This is a genomic window from Klebsiella sp. WOUb02 (assembly GCF_050058015.1).
Classification (GTDB): Bacteria; Pseudomonadota; Gammaproteobacteria; order Enterobacterales; family Enterobacteriaceae; genus Klebsiella.
Genome location: NZ_CP170110.1, coordinates 1,631,205 through 1,648,632, shown reverse-complemented (window position 1 = coordinate 1,648,632; position 17,428 = coordinate 1,631,205). Strand labels below are relative to the sequence as shown.

At 58.3% G+C, this 17,428-nt stretch carries 10 protein-coding genes and 5 pseudogenes; 9 read left to right on the top strand and 6 right to left on the bottom strand.

Translation table 11 applies throughout. From position 1 onward, the window contains the following. The first annotated feature begins 14 nt into the window (after positions 1–14). From ycfP to ABOC21_RS14830, 3 genes and pseudogenes are all read left to right on the top strand, one after another. A pseudogene (gene ycfP, locus ABOC21_RS14840) lies at positions 15–558 on the top strand (alpha/beta hydrolase YcfP). 236 nt (positions 559–794) lie between these two features. After that, entirely contained in the window at positions 795–2,099 is a 1,305-nt protein-coding gene (locus tag ABOC21_RS14835) for an NAD(P)/FAD-dependent oxidoreductase (RefSeq protein WP_426815101.1), read from the top strand. Positions 2,100–2,361: 262 nt separating this feature from the next. After that, positions 2,362–2,901: a glycine zipper 2TM domain-containing protein gene (locus tag ABOC21_RS14830; protein ID WP_426815100.1), complete on the top strand. Its 540-nt coding sequence runs from the start codon at positions 2,362–2,364 to the stop codon at positions 2,899–2,901. Between the two features lie 55 nt (positions 2,902–2,956). Here the strand turns inward: ABOC21_RS14830 and ABOC21_RS14825 are convergent. Then, positions 2,957–4,349 (bottom strand): annotated as a pseudogene (locus tag ABOC21_RS14825) (TonB-dependent siderophore receptor); the annotation flags it as partial. Positions 4,350–4,413: 64 nt separating this feature from the next. Between ABOC21_RS14825 and ABOC21_RS14820 the strand changes: the two are divergent. After that, positions 4,414–5,913: pseudogene (locus ABOC21_RS14820) on the top strand (IS3 family transposase). A 33-nt stretch (positions 5,914–5,946) separates the two neighbouring features. Here ABOC21_RS14820 and ABOC21_RS14815 read toward each other — a convergent pair. From ABOC21_RS14815 to ABOC21_RS14805, 3 genes and pseudogenes are all read right to left on the bottom strand, one after another. Next, positions 5,947–6,748, bottom strand: a pseudogene (locus ABOC21_RS14815) (TonB-dependent receptor plug domain-containing protein); the annotation flags it as partial. A gap of 253 nt (positions 6,749–7,001) precedes the next feature. Beyond that, complete coding sequence (locus tag ABOC21_RS14810; protein ID WP_426815099.1) at positions 7,002–7,637, bottom strand: TetR/AcrR family transcriptional regulator; 636 nt, start codon at positions 7,635–7,637, stop codon at positions 7,002–7,004. Positions 7,638–7,700: 63 nt separating this feature from the next. Then, positions 7,701–7,790: pseudogene (locus tag ABOC21_RS14805) on the bottom strand (hypothetical protein); the annotation flags it as partial. Between the two features lie 96 nt (positions 7,791–7,886). On the opposite strand from ABOC21_RS14805, the gene bhsA reads away from it, so the two are divergent. Continuing rightward, the gene (gene bhsA, locus ABOC21_RS14800) at positions 7,887–8,144 is read left to right on the top strand and encodes a multiple stress resistance protein BhsA (protein WP_041144985.1); all 258 of its coding nucleotides are present in this window, start codon (positions 7,887–7,889) and stop codon (positions 8,142–8,144) included. Between the two features lie 230 nt (positions 8,145–8,374). Here the strand turns inward: bhsA and ldtC are convergent, their stop codons facing one another. Both ldtC and mfd read right to left on the bottom strand, forming a co-directional pair. Further along, positions 8,375–9,331: a L,D-transpeptidase LdtC gene (gene ldtC, locus ABOC21_RS14795; RefSeq protein WP_426815501.1), complete on the bottom strand. Its 957-nt coding sequence runs from the start codon at positions 9,329–9,331 to the stop codon at positions 8,375–8,377. A gap of 169 nt (positions 9,332–9,500) precedes the next feature. Beyond that, a complete protein-coding gene (gene mfd / locus ABOC21_RS14790) occupies positions 9,501–12,947 on the bottom strand; it encodes a transcription-repair coupling factor (protein ID WP_426815098.1) in 3,447 nt (1,148 codons plus the stop codon). 352 nt (positions 12,948–13,299) lie between these two features. On the opposite strand from mfd, the gene lolC reads away from it, so the two are divergent. From lolC to nagK, 4 genes are all read left to right on the top strand, one after another. Continuing rightward, positions 13,300–14,499: a lipoprotein-releasing ABC transporter permease subunit LolC gene (lolC, locus tag ABOC21_RS14785; protein ID WP_426815097.1), complete on the top strand. Its 1,200-nt coding sequence runs from the start codon at positions 13,300–13,302 to the stop codon at positions 14,497–14,499. Next, positions 14,492–15,193, top strand: a complete 702-nt coding sequence (gene lolD / locus ABOC21_RS14780) for a lipoprotein-releasing ABC transporter ATP-binding protein LolD (protein ID WP_426815096.1) — start codon at positions 14,492–14,494, stop codon at positions 15,191–15,193. Before lolC ends, lolD begins: the two co-directional genes overlap by 8 nt. Then, a complete protein-coding gene (lolE, locus tag ABOC21_RS14775; protein ID WP_426815095.1) occupies positions 15,193–16,437 on the top strand; it encodes a lipoprotein-releasing ABC transporter permease subunit LolE in 1,245 nt (414 codons plus the stop codon). The genes lolD and lolE overlap by 1 nt, the downstream gene beginning before the upstream one ends. A gap of 73 nt (positions 16,438–16,510) precedes the next feature. After that, positions 16,511–17,422, top strand: a complete 912-nt coding sequence (nagK, locus tag ABOC21_RS14770; protein ID WP_426815094.1) for an N-acetylglucosamine kinase — start codon at positions 16,511–16,513, stop codon at positions 17,420–17,422. The last annotated feature ends 6 nt before the right edge of the window (positions 17,423–17,428 follow it).

The window sequence follows — 17,428 nt, the reverse complement described above, 5'->3', positions numbered from 1 at the left end:
CTGGTGAGGATGCGATGATTATCTATTTACACGGTTTTGACTCTAACAGCCCCGGTAACCATGAAAAGGTGCTGCAGTCTGCAGTTTATCGATCCCGACGTGCGGTTGATTAGCTACAGTACGCGGCATCCGAAGCATGACATGCAGCACCTGTTAAAAGAGGTCGATAAGATGCTGCAGCTCAACGCCGACGATCGGCCGCTGATTTGCGGCGTTGGTCTCGGCGGCTACTGGGCGGAACGCATTGGCTTCCTCTGCGATATCCGCCAGGCGATTTTTAACCCGAATCTGTTTCCCGACGAGAACATGGAAGGGAAGATCGACCGCCCGGAAGAGTACGCGGATATCGCTACCAAGTGCGTGAATAACTTCCGTGAAAAAAACCGCGATCGTTGCCTGGTGATGCTGTCCCGCAAGGATGAAGCGTTGGACAGCCAGCGTTCGGCCGAGCTGCTGCATCACTACTATGAAATCATCTGGGATAACGAGCAGGGCCATAAATTCAAGAGTATCTCCCCGCACCTGCAGCGGATAAAAGCCTTTAAGACCCTGGGCTAATAGCCTCCCTCCGGCCCGCCGTGTGAACGCACCGCGGGCTTTTTTTATCTATTCTGTGATTGTCTGCTCAAAAAATATGCGGTAAAACTTGATGCATATCAATTTTGGTATGACCAATGAACCGTTCATGTTATTCTCGATTTCGCTGAATGGTTTCAATGCTGTAACCTGTTGTTAAATAAAGGCTATTTGTATAACTTTTAATTAACAATTGGTTAATACTTTTAGGGGGTCACGTGACTACACCATTGAAAAGAATAGTAATCGTTGGTGGCGGTGCCGGCGGGCTGGAACTGGCTACTCAGCTGGGTAAAAAGCTGGGCCGCGGCAAAAAGGCGAAAATCACCCTGGTGGATCGCAATCATAGCCATCTGTGGAAACCGCTGCTGCATGAAGTGGCAACGGGTTCGCTCGACGAAGGTGTAGATGCGCTGAGCTACCTGGCTCATGCCCGCAATCACGGTTTCCAGTTCCAGCTCGGTTCCGTCGCGGATATCAACCGCGAAGCAAAAACCATCACGCTTTCCGAACTGCGTGACGAAAAGGGCGAGCTGCTGGTGGCCGAGCGCAAGCTGCCTTACGACACGCTGGTCATGGCGCTGGGCAGTACCTCGAACGACTTTAATACGCCGGGCGTGAAAGAGAACTGTATTTTCCTCGATAACCCGCATCAGGCGCGTCGTTTCCATCAGGAAATGCTCAACCTGTTCCTGAAATACTCCGCGGATCTCGGCGCTAACGGCAAAGTGAATATTGCTATCGTCGGCGGCGGGGCCACCGGCGTTGAGCTTTCTGCCGAGCTGCATAACGCGGTTAAGCAGCTGCACAGCTATGGCTACAAAGGGCTGACCAACGAAGCGCTGAACGTCACCCTGGTTGAGGCCGGGGAGCGTATTCTGCCGGCGCTGCCGCCGCGTATTTCCGGCGCCGCGCACAGCGAGCTGACCAAGCTCGGCGTGCGGGTGCTGACAAAAACCATGGTCACCAGCGCCGATGCTAACGGCCTGCACACCAAAGACGGCGAGTTTATTAATGCCGATCTGATGGTATGGGCCGCCGGGATTAAGGCGCCGGACTTTATGAAAGAGATTGGCGGTCTGGAAACCAACCGCATCAATCAGTTGGTGGTCGAACCGACGCTGCAAACGACCCGCGATGCCGACATCTATGCCATCGGCGACTGCGCCTCCTGCGCCCGTCAGGAAGGCGGGTTCGTGCCGCCGCGCGCGCAGGCCGCCCACCAGATGGCAACCTGCGCGTTGCATAACATCCTCGCGCAGATGAAAAACAAGCCGTTGAAAACCTATGCTTATAAGGATCACGGTTCGCTGGTTTCGCTCTCCAACTACTCGACCGTCGGCAGCCTGATGGGTAACCTGATGCGCGGCTCAATGATGGTCGAAGGTCGTATTGCGCGCTTCGTTTACATCTCCCTGTACCGCATGCACCAGATCGCGCTGCACGGCTACTTTAAAACCGGCCTGATGATGCTGGTGGGGCGCATCAACCGTATCATCCGTCCGCGTCTGAAGCTGCACTAATTTTCGGGCGCCCGGCTCCCGGATGACGGCGTTAGCGCCTTCTCCGGGGGGGCGGAACGCGCCGAACCGCCGCCCGGTCAGATAACTCGCTGCCGGGCGACTATCCGGAATATCCTTCTGCAATATTCGCTATATCCTCTCGGATTCCTCTGAATCCCCGCCGTTTGCTGGATGTCCTCGCATTTTTCATCCGCTTTCTGATTTGCAAGCTCCCCGGGCTGATAGCAAAATTATCGCTATCAGCAACAAAGGAGGATGTCCCGTGAATAAATCAATGTTGGCGGGTATAGGGATTGGCGTGGCCGCCGCGCTGGGCGTGGCCGCCGTCGCCGGTCTTAACGTACTGGATCGTGGCCCGCAGTATGCACAGGTGGTCTCCAGTACGCCGATAAAAGAGAGCATTAAAACGCCGCGCCAGGAGTGCCGCAACGTCACCGTTACCCACCGTCGTCCGGTGCAGGATGAAAACCGGATTGCCGGCTCGGTGCTCGGCGCGGTTGCCGGCGGGGTTATCGGCCATCAGTTTGGCGGCGGTCGCGGCCGCAGCGTTGCCACGGTAGTGGGCGCGCTGGGCGGCGGCTATGCCGGTAACCAGATTCAGGGATCGATGCAGGAAGGCGACACCTACACCACCACGCAGCAGCGCTGCAAAACGGTGTACGACAAATCGGATAAAATGCTGGGCTATGACGTCACCTACAAAATCGGCGATCAGCAGGGCAAGATTCGCATGGAACATGACCCCGGCACGCAAATTCCGCTGGATAGTAACGGTCAGCTGATTCTGAATAACAAAGCGTAAAAAAGACGTTTATTGCTATTTGCCCCTCATCACTCAGGATGAGGGGCTTTTTTTATCAGAAGCTCAGGGCGTAGTTCAGACCAAAGGTGCGGCCGCGGCCTTTGTACTCATACAGCGAACTGCTGCCGTAGGTTGGGCTATAGAGCAGCGGCGCGCGCTGGCCCCAGAGGGTAACGTAGTCTTCGTTCAGCAGGTTTTCGATGCTGAAGGTCAGCTTGCCCAGCGGGAGCGCGTAGCTGCCGATAAAGTCGACGGTGTTGTAACCATCAAGTTTGTTACCGCTGGCGTCGCTAATATCGAACACCTGCTGCGTTTGCACGCGCAGCGACCACGGGTCCGGCGCCCAGCCGACCCAGGCGGTGGCTTTCGACGGTGAGGCCAGGGTTACATCCCATTTCTGCCAGCTGCCGTCGCTCTTCACCTGCGATTTCAGAATGTTGAAGTTAGCGCCTGTGCTCCAGTCGCTCTGCGGGAAGGCGTAATCCACCGCCCCTTCAATGCCGTAAATACGCCGCTTATCGGACTGAACGTCAATCGTCATATCGGCGCGGTTGACGACGATGTTTTTGTCAGACGTAGAGTAGTAAGCCGCCAGCTGCGTGCGCAGGTTATCGCCGGTGTAGCGCCAGCCCAGCTCGTAAGAGTTAACTTTTATCCCCTGCAGCGGCGAGTCGCCGACGTTGACGCTCGACAGCAGCGGAAGATTGCCGTTAACGGCGGCGCCGTATTGACCAATGCCGTAGTATTTACCCGGATCCGGCAGACTCGATGCCTTGCGAGAAGTTAAACCAGGTCTGCTGACGGTCGGTAATGTGGGCGACAATCCCGGCATTAAACAGGAAGTTATCGTAATCCGTTTTCCCGCCGGGAATGGCATCCGCCGAACGGGCTTTACCGTTGGCGACGTCCTGCTGCTGCGCGTAGCCGACAAAATCATTCACCCGGTTTTCCGTCCACTGGTAGCGCACGCCGCCGCTGACGGTGAAGATATCGTTCAGGTCATAGCTGCTCTGCAGGAACGGGGCGAGATTGGTGATGCTGTAGCCCGGGTAGCGGCCGGTGGTGTAGATCGACTGATTATTCAGCCCACCGGAAGCCATCGATTGATTGAGATCGAAGAACATCTGGTTGGCGTTGAAGGTTTCATGATCGGCATCGAGCCCCCAGGTCAGATCCAGGCCCTCCAGCGGCTGGCTGTTGAGGGTAATTTTGGCCCCGTACTGATCGGTATCCTGCTTCGAGGAGGAGAAGCTGCTGACCTGGCCCTTCGTGAGGGTCGGGAAGGGGTAAAAGGTCAGGGATTCGTCGCGATAGTAGATCTGGCTGACCAGATTCTGGCCGTAGAAGTCGGCGTCGGAATACTGGAGGCTGATCAGATGACGCTCGGTGCCAGGCACGCGGTCGGAATCCAGCCCGTCGGTGGTGTAGGCCTTGCCGTCGCCGGTTACCCCCCCATGTCAGGGTAGTTGTCGCCTCTGACAGAAAAATTTCCGGGGGCCGGAGAGGACAATAATGAACACTTATTCACCTGAGCGTAAAGCCGCTCTGATCGCCAGAATGATGCCGCCACATAATCAACCGGTCGTTCAGTTAGCCCGTTCTGAGGGGATCCCGGCCAATACGCTTTATGCCTGGCGTACTCAGGCTGGCGTTCGTGTAGCGGAAAGTCAGTCAACGCCAGAATGGTCGCAGGACGCCCGCTTTGCCGTTCTCGTTGAAACCGCACCGCTTTCTGCTCATGCTGTGGCTGAATACTGTCGCCGTAAAGGTCTTTATCCTGAGCAAATTCAGCAGTGGAGGGACGAATTTATGCAGCCCGGTCAGCGTGAAGAAAGAGCCTTGATTAAAAAGCAGAAAAAAGAAATTCAGCAACTTAACCGTGAAATAGCCCGCAAGGACAAGGCGCTGGCTGAAGCCGCGGCGCTGCTCATTCTGGAAAAAAAGCTGAAGGCGTTCTTCGCCGAAGAACGCGAGGACGAATGACACCCGCGGCCGACAGATTACAGCTGATGTCCATGGTGCAGGAAGCCCTTGATGCCGGCGCCCGGCAGCACGCAGCCTGTCAGTGTGTGGGTATCAGCGAACGGACTCGCCAGCGCTGGCAACGCAGGCTCTGATGACCGGCGTCCCGCTGCCCCCCGGCCGGTGCCGAAGAACAGGCTCAGCGCTGAAGAGGAGCAGCTGGTGCTGGCTGTCTGTCATGAACCCCGGTTCGCCAGTCTGCCACCGGCACAAATCGTCCCGGTGCTGGCCGATGAAGGTCGTTACATCGCCAGTGAATCGACGTTTTACCGGGTACTGCGGCGTTACGGCGAAGTCAGTCACCGGGGACGTCAGCAGGCTCCACAAAGCAGGCCGCTGTCGACCTGGAAGGCAACAGCGCCGAACCAGGTCTGGTCGTGGGACATCACGTGGCTGAAGTCGCTGACGGCGGGCCACTGGTTCTACCTGTATCTGACAGAAGACGTGTTCAGCCGCAAAATCGTGGGCTATGAAGTGCATCCGGTAGAAAGCGGGGAATATGCGGCAGAGCTGGTAAAGCGGACAGTGCTGAGCGAGCGTTGCTGGCAGGAGCCACTGGTGCTGCATGCGGATAACGGGGCCCCCATGAAGTCACAGGTGCTGCAGGTGAAGCTTGCGGAACTGAAGATAACCGCGTCGCACAGCCGGCCACGGGTAAGCAACGACAACGCCCACGTGGAGTCGCTGTTCAGGACGCTGAAATACGTCCCGGCGTGGCCTGAGAAGGGCTTCGCGTCGCTGGAAGAGGCCCGTGCCTGGGTGGAAGGCTTCGTCGGCTGGTACAACGAAGAGCACCGGCACAGCGGTATCCGCTATGTGACGCCGGGTCAGCGGCACAGAGGCGAAGACCGTCAACTTCTGTCACAGCGAAAATCGGTGTACGAGGCCGCGAAAAAGCAGCATCCGCACCGCTGGTCAGGGGCAACGCGAAACTGGAGCCGGCAGGAAGAAGTGTGGCTAAATCCGGAGCGGGAAACGCGGGCCGCATGAATCAACTGAGGCGACAACTACCTTGACACGCACCGTTACCGCCGACATATTTTTCCCCAGGTACAGACCGTAATCGTCGCCCTGGCTTTTATAGTATTGCGTCACCAGACTGGAGCTGACGATTGTCGTCAATATTGATGGTGCCGGTGCCCATCAGGTCGAGGCGGTCGGAGTGCTGTAAGCCGGTCTGGGTATTATCGAGGATCAGCGCATCGTTATTGCCGTCATACCAGCCGCCGAAGCGTTGATAAGCCACCGATAATCTGCCGGAGGCGTGGTCGGTACCGCCGCTCACCGCTGCCGCCACCCGCTCATCATTATCGTTGCTGTTAGCAAAACCCGTTTTACCTCCCAGTTCGAGGTCAACCTGGCTATCCTGCTGGCCTTTTTTGGTCACAATATTGATCAGGCCGCCGGTACTGCCGCCGCCGTACAGCGAGGTGGCGCCGGAGATGACCTCGATGTGCTCAATATTGAACGGGTCGATCGAGTCCAGCTGGCGGCTGTCGGTGCGGGAGGAGTTCAGCCGTACGCCGTCGATCAGCACCACGATCGCGCGACCGCGCATATTCATGCCGTAGTTTGTCCGTCCCTGGCTGCTGACGTCGATGCCCGGAATAAACTGCGCCAGCACGTCTTTGAACTCCTTGCCGCCCTGAACCTGCTGTTCAATTTCGTGACCTTCAATAACCCAGGTGGTCTGCGCCATTTCGGCAACGGTACGGTGCGTACGGTTGGCGCTAACGATCAGGTTCTCTTCGGCCGCCTGGGCGCTAAATACGGGGAGGGTGGTGGCCAGCAGCAGTGGGTTCAGCACCCAGAGACGCGTGTTCATTCGCATTCCTTTTATGAGTTAATTGCTTTGTTGTTAAGCATTGTTGTTTTAGTTTTCGGCGCGGGCGCACCGATTGTTACAGGGTGAAACAAACTGAAAAACGCAAATGCGAATTCTGCACGTAGTGATTATTGTTATCAATATCATTTACAACAAATTAACGCTTAAGGGTGTGAAAACATTAGTAAAATTGGGGTTAAGGCGGAGGGGTAACGCAGGTCCGGCGACTTACGTCACCGGACAGAAGAGCGGATTAGGGCTGGAGAATTTGCGGCCACAGGCGCAGGGTGGTGTCGGCAATTTGCATTAATTTGCTGAAATCGGCGCCTTCGCGGGCGCTGATCGACATCCCCTGCAGCACGCAGCTTAAGAACTGTGCGAGCTGGCGAACGTCGCCATTTTCCGGCAGCTCACCGCGCAGCTGGCGCTGCTGCAGGAACTGGGTCAGGGTCTGCTCCTGCATCGCGTGCCGCGACTTAATGGTTTTGGCGATATCGGTAGAGGAAGCCGCCAGCGCCGCGGAGGTGTTGATCATAAAGCAGCCCGCCGGGGTGTCTTTACTGGTAAAGCAGGTGGCTATGGCGGTGAAATAGTCCCGCAGGGCCTGGTCGACCGACTTCTCTTCGTCAAACAGCTGCGCTTCGTGCCTGGCGGCAAAGCGCGAAATATAGCGATCCAGCACCGCGCGAAACAGTCCCTCTTTGTTGACGAACTCGGCGTAAAGCGTAGGGGCTTTTGCCCCGGTGGCTTCCACCAGGTCGGCAAGGGAGGTTGCCTCATACCCATGCTGCCAGAACAGTGCCATGGCCTTATCCAGCGCCGCTTCCCTGTCGAACACTTTAGGTCGGCCACGGCTTTTTTTTGTGCAACTTTGGACGTCAGTTGTCATGATGCCGCTTGTACCTATGTTGGTTTGTTGAGAGGCCATTATAAAAACAAACGGCACAACCTACCAGCAGAGTCGGCCCAAAAATAAATAATTCATATATGTATGAATTTTAAGTTGTTTATAAATAATTAAACGATCGTTATAAAAATGCATTGACGTGTGATGTGAGTCACATTATTATTTACCTATCGATCGTTAAGTTAATTCTTGCGACCCTAATAAAAAATCATCTGCATAGGTACAATAATCATGAAAACCATCAAAACGCTGACCCTCGCTGCTGTCCTGAGCTCACTCTCTTTCGCCAGTTTTGCCGCCGTTGAAGTGCAATCCACTCCTGCCGGCCAGCAAAAAATCGGCACCGTTTCCGCTTCCGCAGGCACCAACCTGGGCTCTCTGGAAGATCAGCTGGCGCAGAAAGCGGAAGAAATGGGCGCGACTTCATTCCGCATTACCTCGGTAACTGGTCCTAACACCCTGCACGGGACTGCGGTTATTTACAAATAAGTTGTTCCCTCCGTCATGCCACTGACAAACGCGGTTCTGACCCCTTTATCAGGCCGCGGTAGTACGCAGTAAGCTGTTCCCCTGTTATGCCAATATTGCGAAGCGGTCCCCAGCCCTTATGGGACCGCGACTCGCAGGCTAAATCCCCGGCTATCTCCCCAATAAAACGTCATAAAGAACCCGTCAATTAAGCGGTATTCCGCACGCCGTACGTCCGGCAGACTATACGACTACAGCGCATGTCCGGCGCTCGGCTGATGGCGGGTGACGTCAATCGGCATCCCCGATCGCAGTTCCATCGCCCGCTCCATAACCGGCTGGTCGGTGAGCTGCGCCTGCTTAAAGGTCTGCATTGCCGCATCAAGTACGATTGGCAGCGTTTGCGGATCGTCATCAAGATGCTTCGATAGCGGCTGATGAATCTCTACCAGCCGGCTGCCGTTTGGCTCAACGGAAACCTTAAGCGGCGCGTTGATGATATTCACCCGGGTTCCGGGGGTAACTTTATTGAACAGCGTCTTAATATCATTATCGCGCAGGCGAATGCAGCCCGAGCTTACGCGCATACCGATGCCAAAATCGGCGTTGGTGCCGTGCAGCAGATAGACGCCGCCGTAGGCCGCCAGGCGGATCGCGTGGTGCCCCATCGGGTTATCCGGCCCGGCGGGAACCACGGCCGGCAGCTCGATACCCATCGCCTTGTAGCGTGCGCGGATGTTGGCCGTCGGCGTCCAGGTCGGGTTGGCGCGCTTATCTGACACGGTCGTCACCATCGTTGGCGTGAGGGTATCGCCCCCGAGCTGGCCGATACCGATAGGGTAGATGGTCACCTCATTCTTGCCCGGCGGGTAGTAGTAAAGACGAAGTTCGGCGAGATTGATCACCAGCCCTTCGCGCGGCGCGTCCGGCAGCAGCGTCTGCAGCGGAATGGTCAGCACGCTGCCGGCGCGGGGAACATAGGGATCGACGCCGGGGTTGGCCTGCAGGAGCGCCAGAAAACCAACGTTATACTTTTTGGCGATGGCTTCCAGCGAGCCGCCGTTATTCTGCACCACGTGGAACTGATTTTGCCCCACCAGGCGGCTGCCGGGCGGCGGTAAAGGCCAGGTGTTAGCGCGGGCCGGAAGCGCCAGGGCGGCGACAACGGTAACCAGCGCCAGCCACAGAGAGATACGCGAAGAGTTTATAGCAATAATAAGTAAGTGGTTATTTTTTTACGAAAACAGACGCAAATTATGGCGCAGGGGAGTGTGGTGAAACCCTGGTAGATTGCAAAACATTTGTAAAGCTTGCTGAATGTGTCAGGTGAAAAAAATGGCTGCGATGAATATCACCACAGCCATTTCCCGGTCACGGTCAGGCGACGGCGTTCTCTTCCAGCTGGCGCATAAACTGACGAACCCAGTCCATCCGCGTTTTACGCTCGGCGAGATCCTGCATAAACTTCAGCCGCGTCGGCCCGTCAAGGCGGAAGCGCTGCGGCTGCTTCTGCAGCAGGCCAATCAGCCACACCGGGTTGACGTGGTTCTTTTCGTTAAACTCAATGATGCCGCCTTTTTCGTTGCCCTCAAGCTTGCGGATGCCCAGCTTTTGCGCCTGCTGGCGCAGGCGGGCGATATCCAGCAGATTTCTGGCCGCGTCCGGCAGCAGGCCGAAGCGGTCGATGAGCTCAACCTTGATCTCTTCCAGCTCGTGTTCGTTTTTGGCGCTGGCGACGCGCTTGTAGAACGAGAGGCGGGTATTCACATCCGGGATAAAGTCGTCCGGCAGCAGTGACGGCATGCGCAGTTCGACCTCCGTTTGCTGGCTGGTAAGATCTTCCAGCGAAGGCTCGCGCCCGGCCTTCAGCGCATCAACGGCGTTCTCCAGCAGCTCCATATACAGCGAGAAGCCGATGGTGGTCATCTGCCCGCTCTGGTCCTCGCCAAGCAGCTCGCCGGCGCCGCGGATTTCCAGATCGTGGGTTGCCAGGGCGAACCCGGCGCCGAGATCCTCCAGCGAGGCGATCGCTTCCAGACGCTTTTGCGCATCGCCGGACATCGCCTTCGGATGCGGAGTCAGCAGCCAGGCGTAGGCCTGGTGGTGCGAACGCCCGACGCGCCCGCGCAGCTGGTGCAGCTGGGCCAGACCGAAATGATCGGCGCGCTCGATGATAATCGTATTGGCGGTCGGAATATCAATCCCGGTTTCAATAATGGTGGTGCAGACCAGCACGTTAAAGCGCTGGTGGTGGAAATCGTTCATCACCCGCTCAAGCTCGCGTTCGCGCATCTGCCCGTGACCGATGGCGATACGGGCCTCGGGCACCAGCGCGGCCAGGCGGTCGGCGGCTTTCTGGATGTTCTCCACGTCATTGTAGAGATAGTACACCTGGCCGCCGCGCAGTATTTCGCGCAGCATGGCCTCGCGGACCACCAGCGCGTCGTACTCGCGCACGAAGGTCTTCACCGCCAGGCGGCGCGCCGGAGGAGTGGCGATAATCGACAGATCGCGCATGCCGCTCATGGCCATATTCAGGGTACGCGGGATCGGCGTCGCGGTGAGCGTCAGAATATCGACATCGGCGCGCATGGCCTTGATGCGCTCCTTATGCCGCACGCCGAAGCGGTGCTCCTCATCGACGATCAGCAGCCCAAGATCGCGCAGCTTCACTTCGCTCTGCAGCAGCTTGTGGGTGCCGATCAGTATATCGATTTTGCCCTCGGCCGCCTGTTCCAGAATCTGCGCCTGCTCTTTGGCGCTGCGGAAGCGAGACAACATTTCGATGCGCACCGGCCAGTTGGCGAAGCGATCGCGGAAGTTGTCGAAGTGCTGCTGGGCGAGCAGGGTCGTCGGCACCAGCACCGCCACCTGCTTATGGTTTTCTACCGCGAGGAAGGCGGCGCGCATGGCAACTTCGGTTTTACCAAAGCCCACATCGCCGCAGACCAGACGGTCCATTGCCAGCGGCTGGCACATATCGCTCAGCACCGCGTTGATGGCCTGCGCCTGATCGGGAGTGGTCTCAAACGGGAAGCCGTCGCAAAAGAGCTGATACTGTTCCCGATCGTGCTTAAACGCAAACCCGGATTTGACCGCGCGCTGGGCATAGATATCCAACAACTCTGCCGCCACGTCGCGCACCTTCTCCGCCGCTTTTTGCCGCGCCCGCGTCCAGGCGTCGCCGCCGAGCTTATGCAGCGGGGCGCTCTCTTCCGCGCCGCCGGCGTAGCGGCTAATCAGATGGAGCGAGGAGACCGGCACGTACAGTTTGGCGTCGTTGGCGTAGGTGAGCATCAGATATTCGCCCTTGATACCGCCGGCCTCGAGGGTGGTCATTCCCGCATAGCGGCCAACGCCGTGCTCAAGATGCACCACCGGCTGGCCGGTATGCAGCTCCGCGAGGTTGCGAATCAGAGTATCGGGATTGATGGTGCGCCGCGAATCCTGACGTCGGCGCGCCACGCGCTCGCCCAGCAGATCGCTTTCACAAATCAGCGCCAGGCCGCGCGGGCCATCGATAAAGCCGTGCTCGGCGGCGCCGATCATCAGATAGCGGCCGCTGCCGGTCGCCTCTTCGAGACGCAGGATATGCTTCGGCGCAACCTTAATACGCGCCAGCATTTCGCCCAGCGCTTCCCGGCGGCCCTCGCTCTCGACCGAGAAGATAACCGGCCCGCTGAAGGATTCGAGGAAGCGGCGCAGGTTATCCAGCGGCGCTTTGTTCTGCGCCTGAATCGCCAGCTCCGGCAGCTTCTGAAAGCCGAGGTTGGTATGGGCCGCTTTCTCCGCCAGACGGTCGGTTTTTAACTGCACGCGCGGCCATTTTTTCAGCTCGCTGAACAGCTCATCGCTGCGCAGCCAGAGCAGCTCCGGCGGCAGCAGCGGGCGCATAGGGTCAACGCCGCGGCTTGCAAAGCGGGCGTGCGTTTCGCTCTGGAAACGTTCGGCGCTGGCTTCCAGCTCGCCGGTATTGACGATCAGCGTGTTCGCCGGGAAGTAGCTGAACAGCGGCGGCAGAGGCTCGTTGAAAAACAGCGGCTGCCAGTATTCGATGCCGGTGGGCAGGGTGCCTTTGCTGACCTGCTGATAGATATGCTCGGCATCGCGCTTGACCTCGAAGCGATCGCGCCACTGGCTGCGGAACAGCTCGATGGCGGCCTGATCGGTCGGGAACTCGTGGGCCGGCAGCAGATTGATCGCCGCCACCTCTTCGAGCGTGCGCTGGCTGTCAACGTCAAACAGGCGCAGGCTGTCGATTTCATCATCGAAGAAATCGAGGCGATAGGGCTGTTCGCTGCCCATCGGGTAGAGATCGAGCAGGGCGCCGCGGGTCGCGTATTCGCCGTGCTCCATCACCTGATCGACATGGCGATAGCCCGCGCTATCCAGCTGCTCGCGGAGGGTATCCCGCGACAGGCGCTGGCCCTTTTTCATCACCAGAGCGTGGCCGTGCAGGTAGTTATGCGGACAGACGCGCTGCATTAAGGTACTGACCGGTACGATCAGCACGCCGCGCTGCATGGTCGGCAGCTGGTAAAGGGTCGCCAGCCGGGAAGAGATAATATCCTGGTGCGGCGAGAAGCTATCGTAGGGCAGGGTTTCCCAGTCCGCCAGGGCGATGACCATGCTGTCGGTAAACTGCCGAATTTCATCATTCAGGCGCAGGGCGTTTTGCATATCGGGGGCGACGAGGATCACCGGGCCATCGTGACGTTCGGCCATTTCCGCGACCAGGGTCGCGCAGGCCGCGCCGGTGAGTTCGCCGAGCTGCCGCTGATCGCCGGGTTTGACCGGCAGTGAGTATCGATATTGTTGAGACATAGCGGTTGTCAGGATCCCTTAGAGCCTATCCCATTAGGCTTTTTTATGTGCCAGCAAAGTATGCCTACCGCAATAGGCCCTGAGTGATTCGCTCTACGATGTAGGGGCAAATCGCTGATATTCAATGCCTCTGATTATCCGCGATTGGTTTTAATTCGCCAACCCGAATGACAAAAGGATGTGCGGCGGCGGGGAAAGATTCTGATAGATAAGAACTGACATATCAAATATCCGGTTGATTTATCTTTACTTTTTCCCGGTCTGGCGACAAAAACTTACCGTTTCAGTGATTTACGCGTTGTGCTATGACATATATACTCGTGCATCGGCTATCAGCAACCAGATGGAATACATGTACCAACCTGCCGCACTCTTTATCGGCCTTCGCTACATGCGCGGGCGCGCAGCCGACCGCTTCGGCCGTTTCGTCTCCTGGCTCTCAACCATCGGCATTACGCTCGGCGTGATGGCGCTGGTGACCGTCCTGTCGGTGATGAACGGCTTTGAACGCGAGCTGCAGAACAACATCCTGGGGCTGATGCCGCAGGCCATTCTTAGCGCCCAGCAGGGCTCAATCAATCCGCAAACGCTGCCGGAAAGCGCCGTGAAGCTGCAGGGCGTCAGCCGGGTCGCGCCGTTGACCACCGGCGACGTGGTGCTGCAAAGCGCGCGCAGCGTCGCGGTTGGGGTAATGCTTGGCATCGATCCGGCGCAGAAAGATCCGCTGACGCCGTACCTCGTTAACGTCAAGCAGAGCGACCTGCAGGCCGGGAAATATAACGTTATTCTCGGCGAGCAGCTGGCCGGCCAGCTCGGGGTTAATCGCGGCGACCAGATCCGCGTGATGGTGCCTTCCGCCAGCCAGTTTACGCCGATGGGCCGGGTGCCGAGCCAGCGCCTGTTTAACGTCATCGGGACCTTCGCCGCCAGTAGCGAAGTCGACGGCTACCAGATGCTGACCAACATCGACGACGCCTCGCGTCTGATGCGCTACCCGCTGGGCAATATTACCGGCTGGCGCCTGTGGCTCAACCAGCCGCTGCAGGTGGATACGCTCAGCCAGCAGACCCTGCCTGAGGGCACGAAGTGGCGGGACTGGCGCGAGCGCAAGGGCGAGCTGTTTCAGGCCGTGCGGATGGAAAAAAATATGATGGGCCTGCTGCTGAGCCTGATTGTGGCGGTGGCAGCCTTCAATATCATCACCTCGCTCGGGATGATGGTAATGGAAAAACAGGGCGAGGTGGCGATTCTGCAAACCCTCGGCCTGACGCCGCGGCAGATTATGCTGGTGTTTATGGTGCAGGGCGCCAGCGCCGGGATCGTCGGGGCGCTGCTCGGCGCGCTGCTCGGGGCGCTGCTCGCCAGCCAGCTCAACAATTTGATGCCGATTATCGGCGCGTTTCTTGACGGCGCCGCGCTGCCGGTCGCCATCGAACCGCTGCAGGTGATGATTATCGCGCTGGTGGCGATGGTGCTGGCATTGTTATCTACGTTGTATCCTTCCTGGCGCGCTGCCGCCATCCAACCCGCTGAGGCTTTACGTTATGAATAAGATCCTGCTGCAATGCGACAACCTGTGCAAACGCTATCAGGAAGGCAACGTGCAAACGGACGTGCTGCACGATGTCAGCTTCAGCATCGAGGAGGGCGAGATGATGGCGATTGTCGGCACCTCGGGTTCCGGCAAAAGTACGCTCCTGCATCTGCTTGGCGGCCTCGATACCCCAACCTCGGGCGACGTTATTTTCTCCGGCCAGCCGATGAGCCAGCTCTCCGCGGCGGCCCGCGCCGACCTGCGCAACCGCGAGCTGGGCTTTATCTATCAGTTCCACCACCTGCTGCCGGATTTTACCGCCATGGAAAACGTGGCGATGCCGCTGCTGATCGGCAAGCAGAAGGCGGCCGATATCGAACGCCAGGCCAAAGAGATGCTGCGCGCGGTCGGCCTTGAGCACCGTAGTAACCATCGTCCGTCCGAGCTTTCCGGCGGCGAACGCCAGCGCGTGGCGATTGCCCGCGCGCTGGTTAATAAACCGCGGCTGGTGCTGGCGGATGAGCCGACCGGCAACCTTGACGCCCGCAATGCCGACAGCATTTTCCAGCTGCTGGGCGAACTCAATATCGCGCAACGTACCGCTTTTCTGGTGGTGACTCACGATCTGCAGCTGGCAAAACGGATGAACCGTCAGCTGGAGATGCGTGATGGCCACCTGAACGCGGAACTGACCCTGATGGGGGCCGAGTAATGGCCTCTCCGTTATCCCTGTTGATTGCCCTGCGCTTTAGCCGCGGGCGCCGACGCGGCGGCATGGTATCGCTTATTTCGGTGATTTCGACCGTCGGCATTGCGCTGGGCGTGGCGGTGCTGATCGTCGGCCTGAGCGCCATGAACGGCTTTGAACGCGAGCTCAATAACCGCATCCTGGCGGTGGTTCCCCACGGGGAGATCGAGCCGGTTAAGCAGCCCTGGAACAACTGGAACGACGCGCTGGCGAAGGTTGAAAAGGTCAAGGGCATCGTGGCGGCGGCGCCCTATATCAACTTTACCGGGCTGGTGGAGAGCGGCAGCAACATGCGCGCCATTCAGGTGAAGGGCGTCGATCCTCAGCAGGAGAGCCGCCTGAGTTCGCTGCCGACCTTCGTGCAGAACAACGCCTGGGCCGGCTTTAAGCCCGGCGAGCAGCAGGTTATTTTAGGCAAGGGCGTCGCCGATGCGCTGCACGTCAAGCAGGGCGATTGGGTCTCGATAATGATCCCCAACTCCGACGCCGAGCACCAGCTGCTGCAGCCGAAACGCGTCAGGCTGCACGTCACCGGGATCCTGCAGCTGAGCGGCCAGCTCGATCACAGCTTCGCCATGATCCCGATGGTGGATGCCCAGCAGTATCTGGATATGGGCAGCAGCGTTACCGGCATCGCGATTAAGGTCACCGATGTCTTCCACGCTAATACCCTGGTGCGCGACGCCGGTGAAGTCACCAACAGCTACGTTTATATCAAGAGCTGGATCGGCACCTACGGCTATATGTATCGCGATATCCAGATGATCCGCGCCATTATGTATCTGGCGATGGTGCTGGTTATCGGGGTCGCCTGCTTTAACATCGTCTCCACCCTGGTGATGGCGGTGAAGGATAAAAGCAGCGATATTGCGGTGCTGCGCACGCTCGGGGCGAAAGACGGCCTGATCCGCGCGATTTTCGTATGGTATGGTTTACTTGCCGGTTCGGTCGGAAGCCTGATTGGGGTTGCCATTGGCGTGGTTTGCGCGCTGAAGCTGACGTCGATTATTAACGGCCTTGAATCCCTGCTTGGGCATAAATTCCTCTCCGGCGACATCTATTTTATCGACTTCCTGCCGTCTGAACTGCACTGGCTGGACGTCATTTATGTGCTGGTGACGGCACTGTTGCTGAGTTTGCTGGCCAGCTGGTATCCCGCCCGCCGCGCCAGCCGCATTGACCCGGCGAGGGTGCTGAGTGGCCAGTAATTTATCGTCATGACCCGTTAATGCGCTTCATTTTGCAAGCTGAAGCGCAGGGTTAGAAAGAGGAATTGCTGAAATGTATTACGGATTTGACATTGGCGGCAGCAAGATTGCGTTAGGCGTATTTAACAGGGAGCGGCGGCTGCAGTGGGAAAAGCGCGTCGCCACCCCGCAAGCGAGTTATGAGGATTTTCTCCAGGCGGTAGAGGCGCTGGTGCTTGAGGCGGACGCCCGCTTCGATTGCCAGGGTTCCGTCGGGATCGGTATTCCGGGAATGCCGGAGACCGCGGACGGTACGCTATATGCCGCCAACGTGCCCGCCGCCAGCGGTAAGCCGCTGCGCGCCGACCTCAGCGCCCGGCTGGGGCGCGAGGTGCGTCTCGATAACGACGCCAACTGCTTTGCGCTGTCGGAAGCCTGGGACGATGAGTTTACCCGCTATCCGCTGGTGATGGGGCTGATTCTCGGCACCGGCGTAGGCGGTGGCCTGATCCTCAACGGCAAATCGATTACCGGACATAGCTATATCACCGGCGAATTTGGTCATATTCGCCTGCCGGTGGACGCGCTGGAGGTGGTCGGACGCGATTTTCCGCTGACCCGCTGCGGCTGCGGTCAGCTGGGCTGCATTGAAAACTATCTCTCCGGCCGCGGCTTTGCCTGGCTGTACCAGCACTTTTACCAACAATCCCTCACCTCACCGGAAATTGTCGCGCTGTGGCAGCAGGGCGATGAAAAAGCGCGCGCCCACGTCGAGCGCTATCTTGACCTGCTGGCGGTGTGTCTGGGTAATATTTTAACCATCGTTGACCCGGATCTGCTGGTAGTTGGCGGAGGATTGTCTAACTTTACTGCAATAAGCGAAGGGCTGGCGCAGCGCCTGCCGCGTCATTTACTTCCCGTTGCCCGGGTGCCGCGCATCGAGCGGGCGCGCCACGGCGATGCGGGAGGAATGCGCGGTGCGGCCTTCCTTCATTTGACTGATTAATCACAG

Excerpts from the sequence above, each read along its gene's own strand:
- ABOC21_RS14810 (WP_426815099.1), bottom strand. The coding sequence starts at position 7,637 with ATGACAACTGACGTCCAAAGTTGCACAAAAAAAAGCCGTGGCCGACCT.
- bhsA (WP_041144985.1), top strand. The coding sequence starts at position 7,887 with ATGAAAACCATCAAAACGCTGACCCTCGCTGCTGTCCTGAGCTCACTC.
- mfd (WP_426815098.1), bottom strand. The coding sequence starts at position 12,947 with ATGTCTCAACAATATCGATACTCACTGCCGGTCAAACCCGGCGATCAG.
- lolC (WP_426815097.1), top strand. The coding sequence starts at position 13,300 with ATGTACCAACCTGCCGCACTCTTTATCGGCCTTCGCTACATGCGCGGG.
- lolD (WP_426815096.1), top strand. The coding sequence starts at position 14,492 with ATGAATAAGATCCTGCTGCAATGCGACAACCTGTGCAAACGCTATCAG.
- lolE (WP_426815095.1), top strand. The coding sequence starts at position 15,193 with ATGGCCTCTCCGTTATCCCTGTTGATTGCCCTGCGCTTTAGCCGCGGG.
- nagK (WP_426815094.1), top strand. The coding sequence starts at position 16,511 with ATGTATTACGGATTTGACATTGGCGGCAGCAAGATTGCGTTAGGCGTA.